We start from the raw sequence: 15449 nt of genomic DNA on the forward strand, positions 1-15449 counted from the left end.
CTCCAGCGGTGACACCGCCGGTCACGCTACCGGTGCCCACCGGCCTGGTCGGGCGCCGGGCGTGGAGCGCCGCCCTGACCGGGATCGACGAGCGGCTACGCCGTGAGAGGGATGACCTCGCCGGCGACCACGAACCGGGGGTCGAGGTCGGCGGCGACGGTCTGGCCGATGGCGACCGTGGCGCGCCGGTTGAGCACGGCGCCGGCGACCGCCCCGGCCATCAGAGGGATGAGCGTCGCCAGGCTGCGACCCAGGCGGTGGGTGAGGCGCCGGCGGATGGCGACCGTCAAGGTCACCCGCGCCTGGCGCCCGAAGATGTCGGCGGCGCCCACGCCGAGGACGAGGTCCTGCGGGTTGACGCCGCGCTTCTCGGCCCAGCTCTGGGCCACGAGCAGGCCTCGCTGCGCGCCCGTGGCGGGGATGGGCCGGTCGAGGGCCTCGTGGAGCTCGGCCACGAGCTTCATCTCGATGGCCACCACGAGGGCCGTCTCCGCGGCCAGCTCGAACGGGACCGTCGCCCACGTGTGGGGGATCAGCTCCTCGGCGCCGATGAGGGCGCCGGCGATGCCGCCCACCGCACCGCTGGCGATGCCGGCGTTGCGGATCAGGGCGTCCGCCAGCTCGGGCCCCGTCTTGCCTTGGTGGTGGGCGATGAGGGTGGCCTGGTCTCGGACGGGCAGGTGCTGGGCCAGCCCGGCAGTGGTCTCGGTGAGCCACTGCCCGTTCGACACGGCCTTCTTCCCGGCCTGGCGGGCGTCACGGGCGAGCGCCCGCAGCGCCGCGCTCGTGCGCGCCCGACGGCTGCCGCCCAGGTCGTCCTCGGCGAGCGCCCCGGCGACGAGCTCGCTCGCCGACCGGGTCTCCTCGGTGCGTTGGCGTCGCATCCCCACGCCGAATTGTCTACCCAGTGCCGTGCCGCTTCGGACCGCGGTCACCGAACCGCGCGGGAACCGCAGGCGAACCGGCACCGGGATCCGGTGCCCTCCAGGGGTGAGCGGCTACTTGCGGTAGTCGTAGAAGCCGACGCCCGACTTCCGGCCCAGCTGGCCGGCGGCGACCATGCGTCGCAGCAGCGGCATGGCCGAGTAGTTCGGGTCGCGGAACTCGTCGTAGAGGGCGTCGAGGATGGACAGCGAGGTGTCCAGGCCGACGAGGTCGAGCAGGGCGAGCGGACCCATGGGGAAGTTGCAGCCGCCCTTCATGGCGGTGTCGATGTCGTCGCGGCTGGCGGTCCCGTTCTCCATCATCCGCACCGCGTTGTTGAGGTACGGGAAGAGGAGGGCGTTCACGATGAAGCCGGCCCGGTCCTTCACCTCGACGGGGTCCTTGCCGCAGGCGGCGGCGAAGGCCTTGACCGACTCGATGGTCTCGTCGGAGGCGGTGAGGGGGCGGACGATCTCGACGAGGCTCATGGCCGGCGCCGGGTTGAAGAAGTGGACGCCGCAGACCTTCTCGGGGCGGTCGGTGACCATGGCCATCTCGATCACCGGGAGGGTCGAGGTGTTGGTGGCGAGGATGGTGTAGTCGCTGCACACGTCGTGGAGCTCGGCGAAGAGGTGCTGCTTCACTTGGAGGTCCTCGACCACGGACTCGATGACGAGGTCGCAGTGGGCCAGCGCGTGCATCTGCGAGGTGGCGGTGACCAGAGCGAGCGTGGCGTCCTTGTCGGCGGCCTCGAGGCGACCCTTGTCCACCTGCCGGGCCAACGACTTCTCGAGCGTCGCCAACATGTCGTCGGCGGTCTCCTGCTTGCGCGACCGCAGCACCACCTCGTGGCCCGCCTTCGCCGCCACCTCGGCGATGCCGGCACCCATGATGCCCGAGCCGAGGATCCCAACCTTCTTGATCGTCATGGCGGCACGTTACCGATCGCCCCCCCGCCGACTCCAAAGCCCACCGGTAGTGTCGCGGCCGTGGATCCCCTGCCGACGTTCCCCTCGGGCGTCCTGCGGGCCCTGCCGCCCGTGGCCCGGGCCGTGCTCCGTGAGCAGCGTCGGCGCCTGCTCGTGCGGGCCACGGGACGGGTGCTCGACCTCGGCGACGGCACCGACGCCGACCTGTTGAAGAACGCCGACGAGGTGGTCCGGGCCCGGTCGGCGGCCTCGGTGGCCCTCGGTGACGAACCGGGTGCCGAGCACGAGGCCGAGGGCTCGTACGACACGGTCGTCTCGGTCCTGCACCTCGCCGCGGCGCCCGATCTGCCCACCGAGCTCGCTGCGGTGCGTCGACTGCTGGCCCCGGAAGGCCGTCTACTGTTCCTCGAGCCCGTCCGTCAGCCCGGCTTCGGCCACCGGCTGCGCTCGGCTGCCAGCCCGATGGTGCGGCTCGTGTCCGGCTGGGAGATCGACCGAGACCTCCCACTGGCCATCCGCGCCAACCACCTGACCATCGTCGACATCGAGAGGATCAACATGCCGCCGGTCGTCTGGCCCATCCGCACCTTCGTCCTGGGTGCCGCCACCCGCCGACCCGCCGACTTCGCCGAACCCGCTGCCGACGATCCCGGCGCCACCGACGATCCCTCCGAGGAGCACCCGTGACCGGACCCCTCGCCCTCGTGGGCGGCGAAGCCTTCACCGAGGGCTGCACCTTCGACGCCGAGCTGCTCGCCGCCAGCGGCGGCACCGAGGTGGTGGTGCTTCCCACCGCCGCGGCGTACGAGCACCCCGATCGGGAGGTCGCCGCGGCCACGACGTGGTTCGAAGGGCTCGGTGCCTCGGTCCGCGGCCTCGACGTGCTTCGCCGGCCCGACGCCTTGCTGCAGGAGCACGTCGACGCGGTGGCCGCGGCCCGCTTCGTCTACGTCACCGGCGGCTCGTCGATGCACCTGCGCTCGGTGTTCAAGGACTCCCCGGTGTGGGACGCGCTCGTGGCCGCCTGGGAGGGCGGGGCGGTGCTCGCCGCCTCGAGTGGCGCGGCCCGCGTGCTCTGCGACCCGATGGTCGATCCGCGCGGAGGCGCCTTCGCCGTGGGCCTCGGCCTGCTCCCGGGCCTCGCGATCATCCCGCACCACGATCACTGGTCACGGGAGAAGGCCCACCGCACCATCCAGCTCGCGCCGCGGGGCCTGCCCATCGCCGGCATCGACGACCGCACCGCGCTCATCCGAGACCCCGACGGCACGTGGCGCATCGCCGGCGCCGGCGAGGTGGCCGTCTTCGTCGACGGCCAGCCCCAGGTCCTCTCCGTCCTGCCCTGACCGCGGCGGCCGGTGGCCGCTCGTTGTTCAGCCGGCGGTGGTCGTGGTGGAGTCGCCGTCGCCTGAGGCCCCGGACTCCTCGATGGTCACCGAGTTGATGGTGACGGTCTCGCTGGGGGCGCCGCCGAGGCCGCTCTCGGGGTCGTCCTCGTTGAGGGCGAGCACCGAGTTGATGACCTCGATGCCGGCCTCGTCCGTGGTGCCGAACACGACGTAGGTGCCCTGCCCGTCGAGGGCCGACGCCGCGTCGGTACCGACGAAGAAGAACTGCGCCGAGCCGCTGTCGGGGCCGGCCGACCGGGCCATGACCAGCTGGCCGGGGGCGTAGGTGTAGCCGTCGCCCTCGTCGGGGATCGTGTAGCCGGGGCCCGGGTCGCTGGCGTCGTTCGTGTGGGGCGAGCCGCCCTGGATGATGCCGATCGAGGTGTCGGTCCGGAAGATCTCGGTGCCGTCGTAGTACCCGTTGCGGGCCAGGTTCACGAAGTTGTTGACGGTGCCGGGGGTGTCGGTGGTGTTCAGGTCGACCCGGATCTCGCCTTGGTTGGTGTCGAACACCGCGGTGTAGGTGGCGTCCGGGTCGAGGCAGTCCTGGAAGGCGCCGGCGTAGTCGAGCACGGGCTCGGCCGGCGGGGTGTCGGGGGCGCACTCGCCGTCGCCGTAGACGAAGGGCGCGTCGGCGGGCTGGTCCGCCGCCGTGGTGGTCGTGGTGGAATCGGAGGCCGAGTCCTCGCTGTCGTCTCCGGCGAAGGTCGAGTAGGCGAACATGGCGCCGAGCACCACCACACCGAGGATGCCGAAGGTGAGGTAGCGCCGGCGCTGCGCCCGCTTGCGCTGCTCGGCCTGGGCAGCCTCGATCCGTGCCTGTCGTGCCTGCTTCTGGCGTTCCCGCTTCTCAGTACCCACGGCGGGGAAAGCTATCGCCTCGCCGTCGTCGGCCCAGATCGCGGGTGCGGACGGCCTCGGTCAGAGGGTCGGATCGACGGGGGCGACCTGACCGGCGGTGACCGGGAAGACGGTGCCCTCGTCGTACACGGACGCGCCGTCCCAGTAGAGGGCCCGACCGGCGGCAGGGTCCACGATGGCGGCGCGGTAGTTCCCCGGGGCCAGGCCGTCGATCCGGTAGTCGCCGTCGACGTCGGTCGTATCTGCTCCGGCGATGCCCGACGGGCCGATGGCGACGACCCATGCGCCACCCACGGCCGCGACGTCGTCGCTCACGGTGCCGCGCAGGGAGCCGGTGGTCGGCCGCAGGGCGGCGCTCGCGGTCCCCGGGGCGGCGACCACGGCCGAGTTGTCGAGGCGATCGACCGGCTGGTCGTCGAACCACTCCCGCTCGTGCAGGCCCGTCGGGTCGATGAAGCCGATGCGGTAGGTCCCGGGACTGAGCGGCAGCGAATAGCCGCCGTTGGCGTTGGTGCGCGTGGCGCGCGCCAGCGAGTACGTGTCGGCCCGCAGGGCGGCGACGAGGACGGACGAGAGCGGCTGGCCCGCGGTGTCCGTCACGTTCCCGACGATGGCGGCGGCGCTGCCCGGCGGCGCCTGGGCCGGAAGGACGGCGTCGGACGTCGTGGTCGCCCCAGCGGTGGTCACCGCCGGCGTGGAGCTCGGGACGTCGCCGGCGCTCGGATGGAACCGCGGCGCGTGGGCACCGCTGAGATCGACGGTGACCAGGTAGTGGGTCCCGTTGCGCAGAGCGCCGATGGCGTACTCGCCGTTCGAGTTCGTGGTGGCGGCGGCCTCGGGTCCACCGAGGGCGTTGAGCGACATGGTCAGGGCGCCCGCCAAGGGCTGGCCCGACCCGAGCTCGGTGACGCGGCCGGCGACGGTGCCCCCGCTCGGGGCCAGGGTCGGCCCGGCGACGGTCGTTCCGGTCCCGACGACGATCTCGTACGGGTCACCGTGGAACCCCGGCTTGTACGCGCCCGTGGGCTCGATGCCGTAGAGGTAGTAGGTCCCGGGCGGGACGGCGAAGGCGAACATGCCGTTGGAGTCGGCGCCCGCTCCACCCGCCACGGAGAACTCGTCGGGCCGCAGCGCCGCGACCAGGCCGCCGTCCAGGCCCTCGCCGCCCGAGCCGCGGATGTTGCCCAGGATCGCCGGGCCGAGGAAGGCGGCGGCGCGGTGGGCGTCGCCTTCGGCCAGGTGGTCCGCGGCGTCGCCGACGCCGAGCTCGCCCGAGTTGTTGTCGCCCCAGCACTTCACCGCGCCGTCGTCGAGGAGCGCGCAGGAGTGGAACTCGCCGGCGGTGACCGCATCGACGGTGTGGGCCGAGCCGAGGTTCAAGGGGGGAAGGGCGTCGCCCATCTCGCCGGGCTGGTCACCGCGGTAGACGCCCGGGATGCCGAGCTGGCTGACGTTGTTCAGGCCCCAGCACTTGACGTGGTCGTCGTCGAGGAGGGCACACGTGTGGTTGCCGCCGGCGGTGATGGCGGTGGCGGTGCGTCCGGCGCCGAGGGCGACGCTGGGGAGGAGGTCGCCCATCTCGCCGGGTTCGTCGCCGCGGTCCTCCGTGTCGCCCAGGCCGAGGCGGCCGTGGAGCGACTCGCCCCAGCACCTGACCGCCTGGGTGTCGAGGATGGCGCAGGTGTGGAGCGCTCCGGCGGTGATGGCGGTGGCGGTGCGTCCGGTGCCGAGGGCGATGGTGGGGAGGGTGTCGCCCATCTCGCCGGGGCCGTCACCGCGGTTGGCGGTGTCGCCGAGGCCGAGTTGGCCCTTGTCGTTGAGGCCCCAGCACTTGACGGTGCCGTCGTCGAGGAGGGCGCAGGTGTGGTTGCCGCCGGCGGTGATGGCGGTGGCGGTGCGTCCGGTGCCGAGCGCGGTGTCGGGGAGGCCCAGGTGCATCTGCTCGGGGACCGTGCCCTGACTCCCGGTGGCGCCGTTGCCGAGCTGACCGACGCCGTTCGCACCCCAGCAGCGCACGACTCCCGTGCTGAAGATCGCACAGGAGTGCCCGTAGCCGGTGCTGATGGATCGGCTCGCCGGCGCAGCATCCGGGGTTTCGTTCCCGTCGGCGACCGCCGGCGACGCCGGCCCCGGGACGACGAGGACCGCCACGAGCGCCGTCGCCACGAGGAGTGCGTGCCGGATCCGGCCCGTCGAACGACGTCTGATCATGATCCTCCCCGTCCCTCGGTGTCGACACGATGTCAGATCGGCGACCGAGCCGCCCACCGACGCTCCGCGAGGCGTTCGGATGGAGACCGGGTGGCCAAGCCGCTCCGACGGAGGAGGACCCGGTGTCAGGTGTCGATCTGGGCGCGCTGGAGGCGGCCGGAGTAGTCGACGTAGACGGTCTTGACCTGGCTGAACTGCTCGATGCCGCGGGCGCCGGCCTCGCGGAAGCCGTTGCCGGTGTGCTTGGTGCCGCCGAACGGCAGCGGGATCTCGGCGCCGATGGTCGGGGCGTTCACGTAGCAGATGCCCGTGTCGATGCCGTCGACGGCCTGCAGGGCGCGGTTGATGTCCCGGGTGTAGACCGCGGCGGACAGGCCGTACTCCACCTGGTTCACGATGTCGACGGCGGCGTCGAGCGAGTCGACCTCGATGACCGAGAGCAGCGGCCCGAAGGCCTCCTCCCGGGCGATGCGGTGCTCGGGGGCGACGCCGGCGAGGACCGTGGGACGGAAGAAGGCGCCGCCGTCGCAGCCGTCCACCTCGGTGATGCCGCTGGCGCCGGCGATCGTGGCGCCCTCGGCCACGGCGGCGTCGAGCATCCCGGCGATGCGCTCGGCGCTCTGGCGGGTGATCACGGGGCCGACGTCGGTGGTCGGATCGACGGGGTCGCCCAGTTTGAGCTCGGCGGCGCGTGCCACCACCCGATCGATCAGCTCGGCGGCCATGCCCCGCTGCACCACGAGGCGGGAGGTGGACGTGCAGCGCTGGCCCGAGCTGCCGAACGCGCCGAAGAGGGCGCCGTCGGTGGCGAGGTCGAGGTCGGCGTCGTCGAGCACGATCATGGCGTTCTTGCCGCCGAGCTCGAGGGAGACGAGGCGGGGGCCGGTCTCCATGGCCGCGGCGGCCACCTTCCGGCCGGTGGGCACCGAGCCGGTGAAGCTGACCGCGCCCACGCCGGGGTGGGTGGTGAGGGCGGCGCCGGTCTCGCCGGTGCCGTGGACGACCTGGATGAGGCCCTCGGGCACGCCCGACTCGGCCAGCACCTCGATGAAGGCCTCGCCGCACACGGGGGCCAGCTCGGACGGCTTGATGACGATGCCGTTGCCGGCGAGCAGGGCGGGGAAGCACTTCCACGACGGGATGGCGATGGGGAAGTTCCAGGGCGTGATCATCCCGACCACGCCGACGGGGATGCGCGTGGTCCACGCCATCTTGTTGCGGAGCTCGGACGGCACCACGTCGCCGAAGGCCGACCGGCCCTGGCCGGCGACGTAGGCGGCCATGTCGATGGCCTCCTGCACCTCGCCGCCGCCTTCGATGAGGACCTTGCCCGCTTCTTGACTGACGAGCGCGGCGAGCTCGTCCTTGCGGCCCGCGAGCAGGCGCCCGGCCTCGGCGATGATGTCGGCCCGCAGGGGGACGGGCACCTTCGCCCACGAGCGCTGGGCCTCGGCGGCGGCGGTCACCGCCCGGTCGACGGCGGCGGCGTCGGCGCTGGGGAACTCGCCGAGGACCTCGGCGGGCCGCGCGGGGTTGTACGAGGTGACGGTGGTCATGGCCTCAGTCTGCCGCTCCCGCTGGATTCGAGGTGTGGGGAGCGCCCTCGAACGACCATGATGGGTCGCCATGTGCGGTGAGCGAGGGACGAGCGAGCCTTGACGATCGCGACGAGGCGTCCGCCGAAGAGCCGAGGGTAAGGCACCCATGAGAGTGGTCCAGAAGTACGGCGGGACGTCCGTCGCCGATCCCGAGCGCATGCGCTCCGTGGCCGAGCAGATCGCCCGCAGCCACCGCCGCGGCGACGAGGTCATCGTCGTGGTCAGCGCGATGGGCAAGGAGACCGACGACCTGCTGCGCCTGGCCGAGGAGGTCTCGGGAGAGAACCGCCCCGGGCGCGAGATGGACATGCTCATCACCGCCGGCGAACGCAAGGCCACCGCCCTGCTGTGCATGGCCCTCCACGCCATGGGGGTCCCGGCCGACTCGTTCACGGGCAGTCAGGCCGGCTTCCTGACCGACACCAACCACACCAACGCCAAGATCCTCGAGGTGAAGCCCGACCGGGTGGCCGACGCCCTCGCCGCCGGCCGTGTGCCGGTGGTCGGCGGCTCGCAGGGCGTGTCCACCGAGCGCGACGTCACCTTCCTCGGCAGGGGCGGCTCGGACACCACCGCGGTGGCGCTCGCCGAGGCCCTCGAGGCCGACGTCTGCGAGCTCTACACCGACGTGTCCGGCGTGTTCACCGCCGACCCGAGGCTCGTTCCTGACGCCCGCAAGATGCACCACATCTCGTTCGACGAGCTGTTGGAGATGACCGCGGCGGGGTGCCCGAAGCCCGCCATGCGCTCGGTCGAGTTCGCCCGCAACCACCACGTGCGCCTGCACGTGCGTTCCAGCTTCACCTGGGAGGTCGGCACCTGGGTGACGGAGGAGGAGTCCATGGAGCACGCCATCATCTCGGCCGTCGTCGACGACGACTCGGAGGCCAAGGTCACCATCACCGGTGTCCCCGACCGGCCCGGCATCGCCGCTTCGCTGTTCCGGCGGCTGGCCGACAGCAACGTCAACGTCGACATGATCGTCCAGAACGTGTCCGAGGACGGCGTGACCGACATCTCCTACACGGCGCCCAAGGAGGACCTCGGCACCAGCCTCGCCATCACCGAGGGCCTCGCCGAGGAGATCGGCGCCACCGGGGTGACCGCCGACTCCGGCATCGCCCGGGTGAGCGTCGTCGGCGCCGGCATGAAGTCGAACCCCGGGGTGGCGGCCACGATGTTCGAGACCCTCGCCGGCAACGGCATCAACATCGAGATGATCTCGACCTCGGCCATCCGCATCTCGTGCGTCATCGCCGCCGAGCAGCTCGAGCAGGCCGTCGTGGTCCTCCACGACGCGTATGGGCTTGGCTCCTCCTCCGTCGGAGCGGCTTCGCCATCCGGTTCGTCGTAGGCGCTGCCCGCCTCCGGCGGTCAACCGACGACGCCGGCTCGCGCTTCGCTCGTTCTGGTCACGAGTTGGCAACGCTGGTGTAGCCAGGCAGCTACCAGAAGCAGACCACGGTCGTTCTGGTCACGAGTTGGCGACGCTGGTGTAGCCAGGCAGCTACCAGAAGTGGAGCGGTGGGTAATGCGCTGGGGCGGAGGCGGGGGCAGGCCGTAGCCTGAGGGGCATGTTCGACGCGCAATCCGGTGTCAACGTCGGCGTGGTCGGGGCCACCGGCCAGGTCGGCGGCGTGATGCTCGACATCCTCGCCGAGCGGGGCTACCCCGTCGCCTCGCTGCGGGCCTTCGCCTCCAGCCGTTCGGCGGGCCGCACCTTCGCCTGGGGCGACAAGGAGGTCGTGGTCGAGGACGCCGCCACCGCCGACTTCAGCGGCGTCGACGTCGCTCTGTTCTCCGCCGGCGGGACCACCTCCAAGGAGCTCGCCCCCAAGGTGGCGGCGGCCGGCGCCATCGTGATCGACAACTCGTCGGCGTGGCGCATGGACCCCGACGTGCCCCTCGTGGTGCCCGAGGTCAACGCCCACGCACTGCGCTCGATCCCCAAGGGCATCGTGGCCAACCCCAACTGCACGACCATGGTGGCAATGGCGCCCCTCAAGGCGCTGCACGACGAGGCCGGTCTGCGCACCCTCACCATCAGCACCTACCAGGCGGTGTCCGGCGGCGGGCTCGCCGGGACGAGCGAGCTCGATGAGCAGACCCGCAAGGTGGCCGACCGCGCCATCGCCCTCGCGCTCGACGGCGCCGCGGTCGACTACCCCGAGCCGCAGGTCTTCCCTGGCCCCATCGCCTTCAACGTCCTGCCTCACGCCGGCGACTTCATCGACGACGGCCTCGGCGAGACGGGTGAGGAGCAGAAGCTGCGCCACGAGAGCCGCAAGATCCTCGAGCTGCCCGACCTCCCGGTGTCCGGGCTGTGCGTGCGGGTGCCGGTGTTCACCGGGCACTCCCTCGCCATCAACGCGTCGTTCGAGCGCCCCATCACGCCGGACCGGGCCCGCGAGCTGCTGGCCGAGGCCCCCGGCGTCGTCCTCGCCGACGTGCCCACGCCCCTGATGGCCGCCGGCCAGGACCCCACCTACGTGGGTCGCATCCGCCGCGACGACACCGTCGAGCACGGCCTCGCGCTGTTCCTCAGCGGCGACAACCTCCGCAAGGGCGCCGCCCTCAACGCCATCCAGATCGCGGAGACCCTGCTGGTCCTCTGACCGCCGGGGCCGTCCGGGGTCGTCCGGGGCGGTCCGTTGCCGGCGCCCTCGATCAGGAGCGGCGGGGACGCGGACGCCGCCGCGCCGCGGGGTCGCGGCTGGTCCAGGCGATGGCGGCGAGCGCCGCCGCCGTCACCCACCACCAGCGGCGATGGTGCCTGTCGGGCTGCAGCTCCGGGAGCGGCCACTGCGGCGGGACCGCCTGGCGAAGGACGAAGAGGGCGGCCACCAGCACCAGCAGACCGATGGCGGCCGAGAGCCCGGGGGACCGGTCGCCGCGACCGGCGGCGACGGCGGCCATGGCCAGCGTGGCGCACCCGAGGGCGAGGATCTCGGCCGAGAGGGCCGCCAGTGGCAGGGACGCGTACCCGTCGAGGAAGGCGGCCCGGTCGAGTGCGACCAACCAGCCGAGGAGGAGCACCGGCGCCCCGAGCGCCACGCTCGCCACCCGGCGTCGGGCGAGCGTCGTGGGCGAAGCGGCCAACAGGTCCGCTGCGGCATCGTCGAAGAGGTAGCCGACGGGGGCGACGATGACCAGGCCCACCAGCACCAGGAGCAACGCCCCGGCGTCCTGCACGAGCGAGAGGGCGGCGAGCAGGGCCAGGCCGAGCGCGGGCCCGCCGGCCACGACGGGCAGACGCGACGCGCGGGCGGTCGGGACGACCAGGTCGACCACTCGACCCGGACGACCTCTGGGAGACCCACGCCGGGTGGTGGCAGGACGGCGTCGACCGTCGCTGCGCCTCAGCGACACGGTCGCAGCTCGCCGGGCCCACGGGTCGGCGGACGCGCGGTCAGGCCGAAGGCGGCGGCCAGTTCCTCCGTCGGGGTCCGGGGGTCGACCCAGGTCGACCAGTCGGCGGCCAGCACCTCACGCACCTCGTCGACCGGTCGTTCCAGCAAGGCCCGCCCCAGCGCCAGGTCGCTCTCGGCGTGCACCACCGCGGGCTCGCTGTCGACCTCCCAGTCCGCCTCCACGAAGTTCGTGACGCTCGAGAGGCCGTAGGGCCCCTGCGGGGGCGCCCGGAGCGTGTCGCGCTCGTCGAGGCGCAGGCCGCGGCCGGCCAGTGCGACCGCCACGGCCGACCGCGCCTGGCCGCCGGCGAAGCAGGGCTCGACGGGAGGGGCGCCGGCCTCTGGCAGGCCGACGAGCCCGTGGGCCACGAGCATGGCCCGCAGCGCGTCGCCGCCGTCCCAGCGCAGGTCCGGATGGATCCCGGGCTCGTCGGTCCAGGGGAACGAGTCGCCACGACGGTCCAGCTCGTCGCGCACCGGTGCCGCCAGCTGGCCGATCTCCTCGTCCGACACGCGGGTCTGGATCTCGAGCGGGCCGTCGATGACGCCGGCGGGGGCGGCGGCGCGCACCGGCTCGGCGAGCGACACCCATCGAGCGGCGATCTCGTCCAGCTCGGGGAAGTGGCAGACCGTGACCCCGTCCCCTTCGAGGCACCGCTGGTGGGGGGCCGGATCGGTGATCAGGGCGGCGAGGCCCTGGGCGGTGTCGCCGGCGTAGGTGCGGCTCAGGCCGACGAGCGAAGCCGCGACGAGCACCGCGGCGGCGGCGAGGCCGCAGGCGCCCCACCGGCGCTCGCCGTCCAGCAGGAACGCCGCGCCGACGGCGATCGTCCCGAGCCCCAGCAGGTAGACGACGTGCCACCCCTGGGCCACCGGCGACAGGAACGAGGGCAGGTCGCCGCCGTTGGCGACCGGACCCAGGGACCCGACGATGCCGGGGAGGTCGTCGCCGCCGAGGACGCCGGTGGCGACGCCGATGACGACCACGGCGACGATGGGGACGAGCCCCCACGGCAGCAGCCGGGCCAGAGCGATGCCCAGCACGCCGCCGCAGGCAACCAGCACGACGGCGCCGAAGAGGTTCGCGATGCCGATGTCGGCGAACGGGAGGTCGAGCTCGGAGCGCGACCACAGGCCCGCGCCCGAGTCCTTGCCGGACCCGAACCAGACGCTGACGGTCTGCGCGGCGGTGGCGCCGACCCCCACCAGGACCGGCGCCCACAGCGCGGCCATCAGGCCCAGGCTGCGCACGCCCGGTCGGGTCGGGAGGCTGTCCAGCAGCTCGATGGTCCCGTCCCGCCGCGGGCGCAACGCGGCACGGTTGGCGGCGACGAGCACGAGCCCGCACAACGGGTAGATCAGCAACGGGATGAAGCGACCCGAGAGGCTGAGCCACTCGCTCTGGTCGGGGATGCCGCTGTCCAGGACCGTGACGCACGCCAGCCCGACCAGCGCGAGCCCGACCCACACCAGTGGGCTGGCCAGCAGACGGCGGGCTTCGATGCGCGAGAGCCCGGCGGCGACCCCGAGGGTCGGGGCCGTGTCGTTGCTCCGGTAGGGAGCGCCGGCGTTCGTGGTCGGAGTGCCGTCGGCCGACCGGCCTGTCCATGCCAGGTCGCGACCGCGGGCATCCGCCGACACGTGGCGGTAGACGAGGACCCCGCCGCCGAGCAGGGCCAGCAGCACGAGCAGTTCCATCACGCGGCCCTCGTGGGGCGAGCCGAGCCGTCGGTGCGCAGCGCCTCGGCGCCGACGAGCAGCAGGTAGCCGTCCTCGAGGGTCGGCTCGACCAGCTCGGCGGTGGCTGGCGGCGTCCCGATGTGGCGGACCCGACCGTCGGGCCCGGCCCAGGCGAGCTGGGCGGACGGGTCACGCTGGTCGGCGACCCAGACGTGGCCGGCCGCCGTTGCAGTGAGGTCGGTGGGCCGGCCGTCGAAGCGGACACCGCCGCCGAGGACCACGACGACGCGCTGGCAGAGCGCGGCGACGTCGTCGGTCTGGTGGGTCGACAGCACGACCGTGCGGGCCGCATCCCGCTCGGTCAACACCTCCCGGAAGCGGAGCCGCTGCTCGGGGTCGAGGCCGGCGGTGGGCTCGTCGAGCACCAGCAGGTCGGGGTCACCCAGCAAGCTCTGCGCGATGCCCACGCGGCGCCGCATGCCGCCGGACAGCTTCCGGATGCGCTTGTGCATCACGGACTCGAGCCCGACGAGCGCAAGCACGCGGCGCACCTCGTCGTGGCGTCGCCGGCGGTCGGTGAGCCCTTTCAGGATGGCGACGTAGTCCACGAACTCGAAGGCGGTGAAGCTCCGGTGGAAGCCCGGCTCCTGCGGCAGGTAGCCGAGCCGGCGACGGATCTCCTCCCGGTCGCGTGAGGTCGACGTCGGATGGCCGAGGATCTCGATCGAGCCACCGTCGGGGGCGAGCACCGTCGCCATCATCCGCAGCAGCGTGGTCTTGCCGGCCCCGTTGGGCCCGAGGAAGCCCGTGATGCCGGGCCCGAGGTCGAGGGACACCCCGTCGACCGCACGGAGCGAGCCGAAGCGCCTCTCGAGGGCGTCGATGCGGACGGTGGTGGTCACGGGATCCTCCGGGGACGAGGGAGTGGGCCGTCCGCCCGGCGGGGCGGTGCGGGGCGGACGTGCGGGCAGCGGCGCGTGCGGGTCATCGGAGCGGCAGGTCGAGGCGGTCGCGGCGGCGGAGGAACACGACGGTCGACGCGAGGAGGAGGGCGGCGGCGCCGAGTTGGATCGGCACGGTGAGCGCGCCGAGCTCGGCCGCCGTGGGACGGCGGGAGCGGGGGAGCTCGGCGGCGAGCACGGCGATGAGCGCCAGCCAGCCGACGGCCACCGTCGCCGCGGCGCGTTCGGGTGCGAGTCGGGTCGCGAGCGCCAGGGTCGTGGCGGTGAGGGCGAGGGCCGGGAGGAGCCACGCCGCTGCGTCGGGACCGGTCGACGGCAGGGCGAGCGTGGTCAGGCCGAGCACCACGATCGAGGTCGCGGTCACGGCGGCAGTCCGCACCAGGACCAGGCGGACCTCGCCGTAGGGGGTCGCGACCTCGAGCGAGCGGGTGTCGGCGGCGTGGCCGAGCCCGCCGAAGGCGGCCGCCACTCCGGCGACGGGCACCAGCGGGGACAGGAGGAGGAACGGGACGGGCCCCATCCCGCCGCCGGCCACGGCGAGGCCCGCGACGACGGCCACGGCCAGGGAGGCGAACCACGCCGTCCGGAAGCCGGCGCTCGCGCCGATCAGGCGGGCGAGGTGGTCGGGGACACCGAGGGTCGTGGCGATGCGTTCGAGCCAGCGCGGCCGGGGTGCGTCGATGCGGGCGGCGGTCTCGGCCCAGGTCCGTTCGATGCGACCGGCGAGGCACCCGTCGGTGGCGCCGGCGACGGCGGCCCGGCACACCGGGCACGTCTCGAGGTGCGCCTCGGCCGACGACTGCGCCGAGGGGGCCAGCGTGGCCGTGCGGTAACCGTCGATCTGGACGGCGTCGAGGTGCCACGGAGCGGTCGTCACGGCAGTGCCTTTCGGGGGGCGGGGAGGGTGGTCGGCGCCGAGGCGGCGAGAGCGGACCGGAGCTCTTCGCGGGCCTTCCGCGCGCGGGTCTTCACGGTGCCGACCGGGATGCCGAGCAGCCGGGCGGCCTCGCTGGTCGAGAGGCCGTCGAGCACGGTGGCCTGGAGGACCGAGCGCAGCTCGGGTGAGAGCTGGTCGATGGCCGGGCCGAGGTCGCCGTGCTGGAGGCCCGTGAGCACGAGGTCCTCCGCCGATGCGAGCGGCTCGCTGCGCCGGCCGGCCAGTCGAGCCGCAAGCGGGGAGCGTGGACGCATGCGGGCCATGAGGGTCCGGATGGCCACGCCCCAGATCCAGGCGCCGACGTCGCCCGCCCCGGTCCAGGTCCCGGCCTTGCGCCAGACGGTGACGAACGTGTCCTGCAGGGCCTGGTCCACGAGGTCCTCGTCGTGGCACCGGTGGGCGAGGCGGAGGGTGAGCCAAGGGGCGTGGCGCCGGTACAGGACCTCGAGGGCGCTCCGGTCGCCGTCGCCGACGGCCGCCAGCAGCGACGCGTCGGAGGGCGACGAGGGGTCGACGTCGGTCCTCCGGTCCACACCTCCCTGTGTCAAC

General features: G+C 73.4%; 14 protein-coding genes. 4 read left to right on the plus strand and 10 right to left on the minus strand.

The genetic code is table 11. From position 1 onward, the window contains the following. Window positions 1-95 precede the first annotated feature (95 nt). Together JNK12_08175 and JNK12_08180 are read right to left on the minus strand one after the other, a co-directional pair. Window positions 96-884, minus strand: a complete 789-nt coding sequence (locus JNK12_08175) for a hypothetical protein (GenBank protein MBL8775892.1) — start codon at window positions 882-884, stop codon at window positions 96-98. Between the two features lie 114 nt (window positions 885-998). Further along, a complete protein-coding gene (locus JNK12_08180; GenBank protein MBL8775893.1) occupies window positions 999-1853 on the minus strand; it encodes an NAD(P)-binding domain-containing protein in 855 nt (284 codons plus the stop codon). A 60-nt stretch (window positions 1854-1913) separates the two neighbouring features. Here JNK12_08180 and JNK12_08185 point away from each other — a divergent pair, with 60 nt between their 5' ends. Then, window positions 1914-2540, plus strand: coding sequence for a methyltransferase domain-containing protein (locus JNK12_08185; GenBank protein ID MBL8775894.1), 627 nt, complete (start codon window positions 1914-1916; stop codon window positions 2538-2540). Then, entirely contained in the window at window positions 2537-3199 is a 663-nt protein-coding gene (locus JNK12_08190) for a Type 1 glutamine amidotransferase-like domain-containing protein (GenBank protein MBL8775895.1), read from the plus strand. The genes JNK12_08185 and JNK12_08190 overlap by 4 nt, the downstream gene beginning before the upstream one ends. 27 nt (window positions 3200-3226) lie before the next feature. Here JNK12_08190 and JNK12_08195 read toward each other — a convergent pair whose 3' ends face one another. The 3 genes from JNK12_08195 to JNK12_08205 form a co-directional block, all read right to left on the minus strand. Next, a complete protein-coding gene (locus JNK12_08195; GenBank protein ID MBL8775896.1) occupies window positions 3227-4102 on the minus strand; it encodes a peptidylprolyl isomerase in 876 nt (291 codons plus the stop codon). 60 nt (window positions 4103-4162) lie between these two features. Continuing rightward, window positions 4163-6313 carry a carboxypeptidase regulatory-like domain-containing protein gene (locus JNK12_08200; GenBank protein ID MBL8775897.1) on the minus strand — a complete coding sequence of 717 codons (2151 nt, stop codon included), beginning with the start codon at window positions 6311-6313 and terminating at the stop codon, window positions 4163-4165. Between the two features lie 125 nt (window positions 6314-6438). Beyond that, a complete protein-coding gene (locus tag JNK12_08205; protein MBL8775898.1) occupies window positions 6439-7869 on the minus strand; it encodes an aldehyde dehydrogenase family protein in 1431 nt (476 codons plus the stop codon). 148 nt (window positions 7870-8017) lie between these two features. Between JNK12_08205 and JNK12_08210 the strand changes: the two genes are divergently transcribed. Together JNK12_08210 and JNK12_08215 are read left to right on the plus strand one after the other, a co-directional pair. Then, window positions 8018-9265, plus strand: coding sequence for an aspartate kinase (locus tag JNK12_08210; GenBank protein MBL8775899.1), 1248 nt, complete (start codon window positions 8018-8020; stop codon window positions 9263-9265). A gap of 220 nt (window positions 9266-9485) precedes the next feature. Beyond that, window positions 9486-10526, plus strand: coding sequence for an aspartate-semialdehyde dehydrogenase (locus tag JNK12_08215; protein ID MBL8775900.1), 1041 nt, complete (start codon window positions 9486-9488; stop codon window positions 10524-10526). Between the two features lie 52 nt (window positions 10527-10578). On the opposite strand, the gene JNK12_08220 is transcribed toward JNK12_08215, so the two are convergent. From JNK12_08220 to JNK12_08240, 5 genes are all read right to left on the minus strand, one after another. After that, entirely contained in the window at window positions 10579-11202 is a 624-nt protein-coding gene (locus tag JNK12_08220) for a hypothetical protein (protein MBL8775901.1), read from the minus strand. A gap of 68 nt (window positions 11203-11270) precedes the next feature. Next, a complete protein-coding gene (locus JNK12_08225) occupies window positions 11271-13019 on the minus strand; it encodes a hypothetical protein (GenBank protein ID MBL8775902.1) in 1749 nt (582 codons plus the stop codon). Next, a complete protein-coding gene (locus JNK12_08230) occupies window positions 13019-13903 on the minus strand; it encodes an ATP-binding cassette domain-containing protein (protein MBL8775903.1) in 885 nt (294 codons plus the stop codon). Before JNK12_08230 ends, JNK12_08225 begins: the two co-directional genes overlap by 1 nt. Window positions 13904-13985: 82 nt before the next feature. Then, entirely contained in the window at window positions 13986-14840 is an 855-nt protein-coding gene (locus JNK12_08235) for a hypothetical protein (protein ID MBL8775904.1), read from the minus strand. Further along, window positions 14837-15433, minus strand: a complete 597-nt coding sequence (locus tag JNK12_08240; GenBank protein ID MBL8775905.1) for an RNA polymerase sigma factor — start codon at window positions 15431-15433, stop codon at window positions 14837-14839. The genes JNK12_08235 and JNK12_08240 overlap by 4 nt, the downstream gene beginning before the upstream one ends. Between the last annotated feature and the right edge of the window lie 16 nt (window positions 15434-15449).

It is taken from the genome of Acidimicrobiales bacterium (assembly GCA_016794585.1).
In the GTDB taxonomy this organism is placed as follows: Bacteria; Actinomycetota; Acidimicrobiia; order Acidimicrobiales; family DATDAH01; genus JAEUJM01.

Coding starts and splice junctions, on each gene's coding strand:
- JNK12_08210 (MBL8775899.1), top strand. CDS start 8,018: ATGAGAGTGGTCCAGAAGTACGGCGGGACGTCCGTCGCCGATCCCGAG.
- JNK12_08200 (MBL8775897.1), bottom strand. CDS start 6,313: ATGATCAGACGTCGTTCGACGGGCCGGATCCGGCACGCACTCCTCGTG.
- JNK12_08215 (MBL8775900.1), top strand. CDS start 9,486: ATGTTCGACGCGCAATCCGGTGTCAACGTCGGCGTGGTCGGGGCCACC.
- JNK12_08175 (MBL8775892.1), bottom strand. CDS start 884: ATGCGACGCCAACGCACCGAGGAGACCCGGTCGGCGAGCGAGCTCGTC.
- JNK12_08225 (MBL8775902.1), bottom strand. CDS start 13,019: ATGGAACTGCTCGTGCTGCTGGCCCTGCTCGGCGGCGGGGTCCTCGTC.
- JNK12_08205 (MBL8775898.1), bottom strand. CDS start 7,869: ATGACCACCGTCACCTCGTACAACCCCGCGCGGCCCGCCGAGGTCCTC.
- JNK12_08180 (MBL8775893.1), bottom strand. CDS start 1,853: ATGACGATCAAGAAGGTTGGGATCCTCGGCTCGGGCATCATGGGTGCC.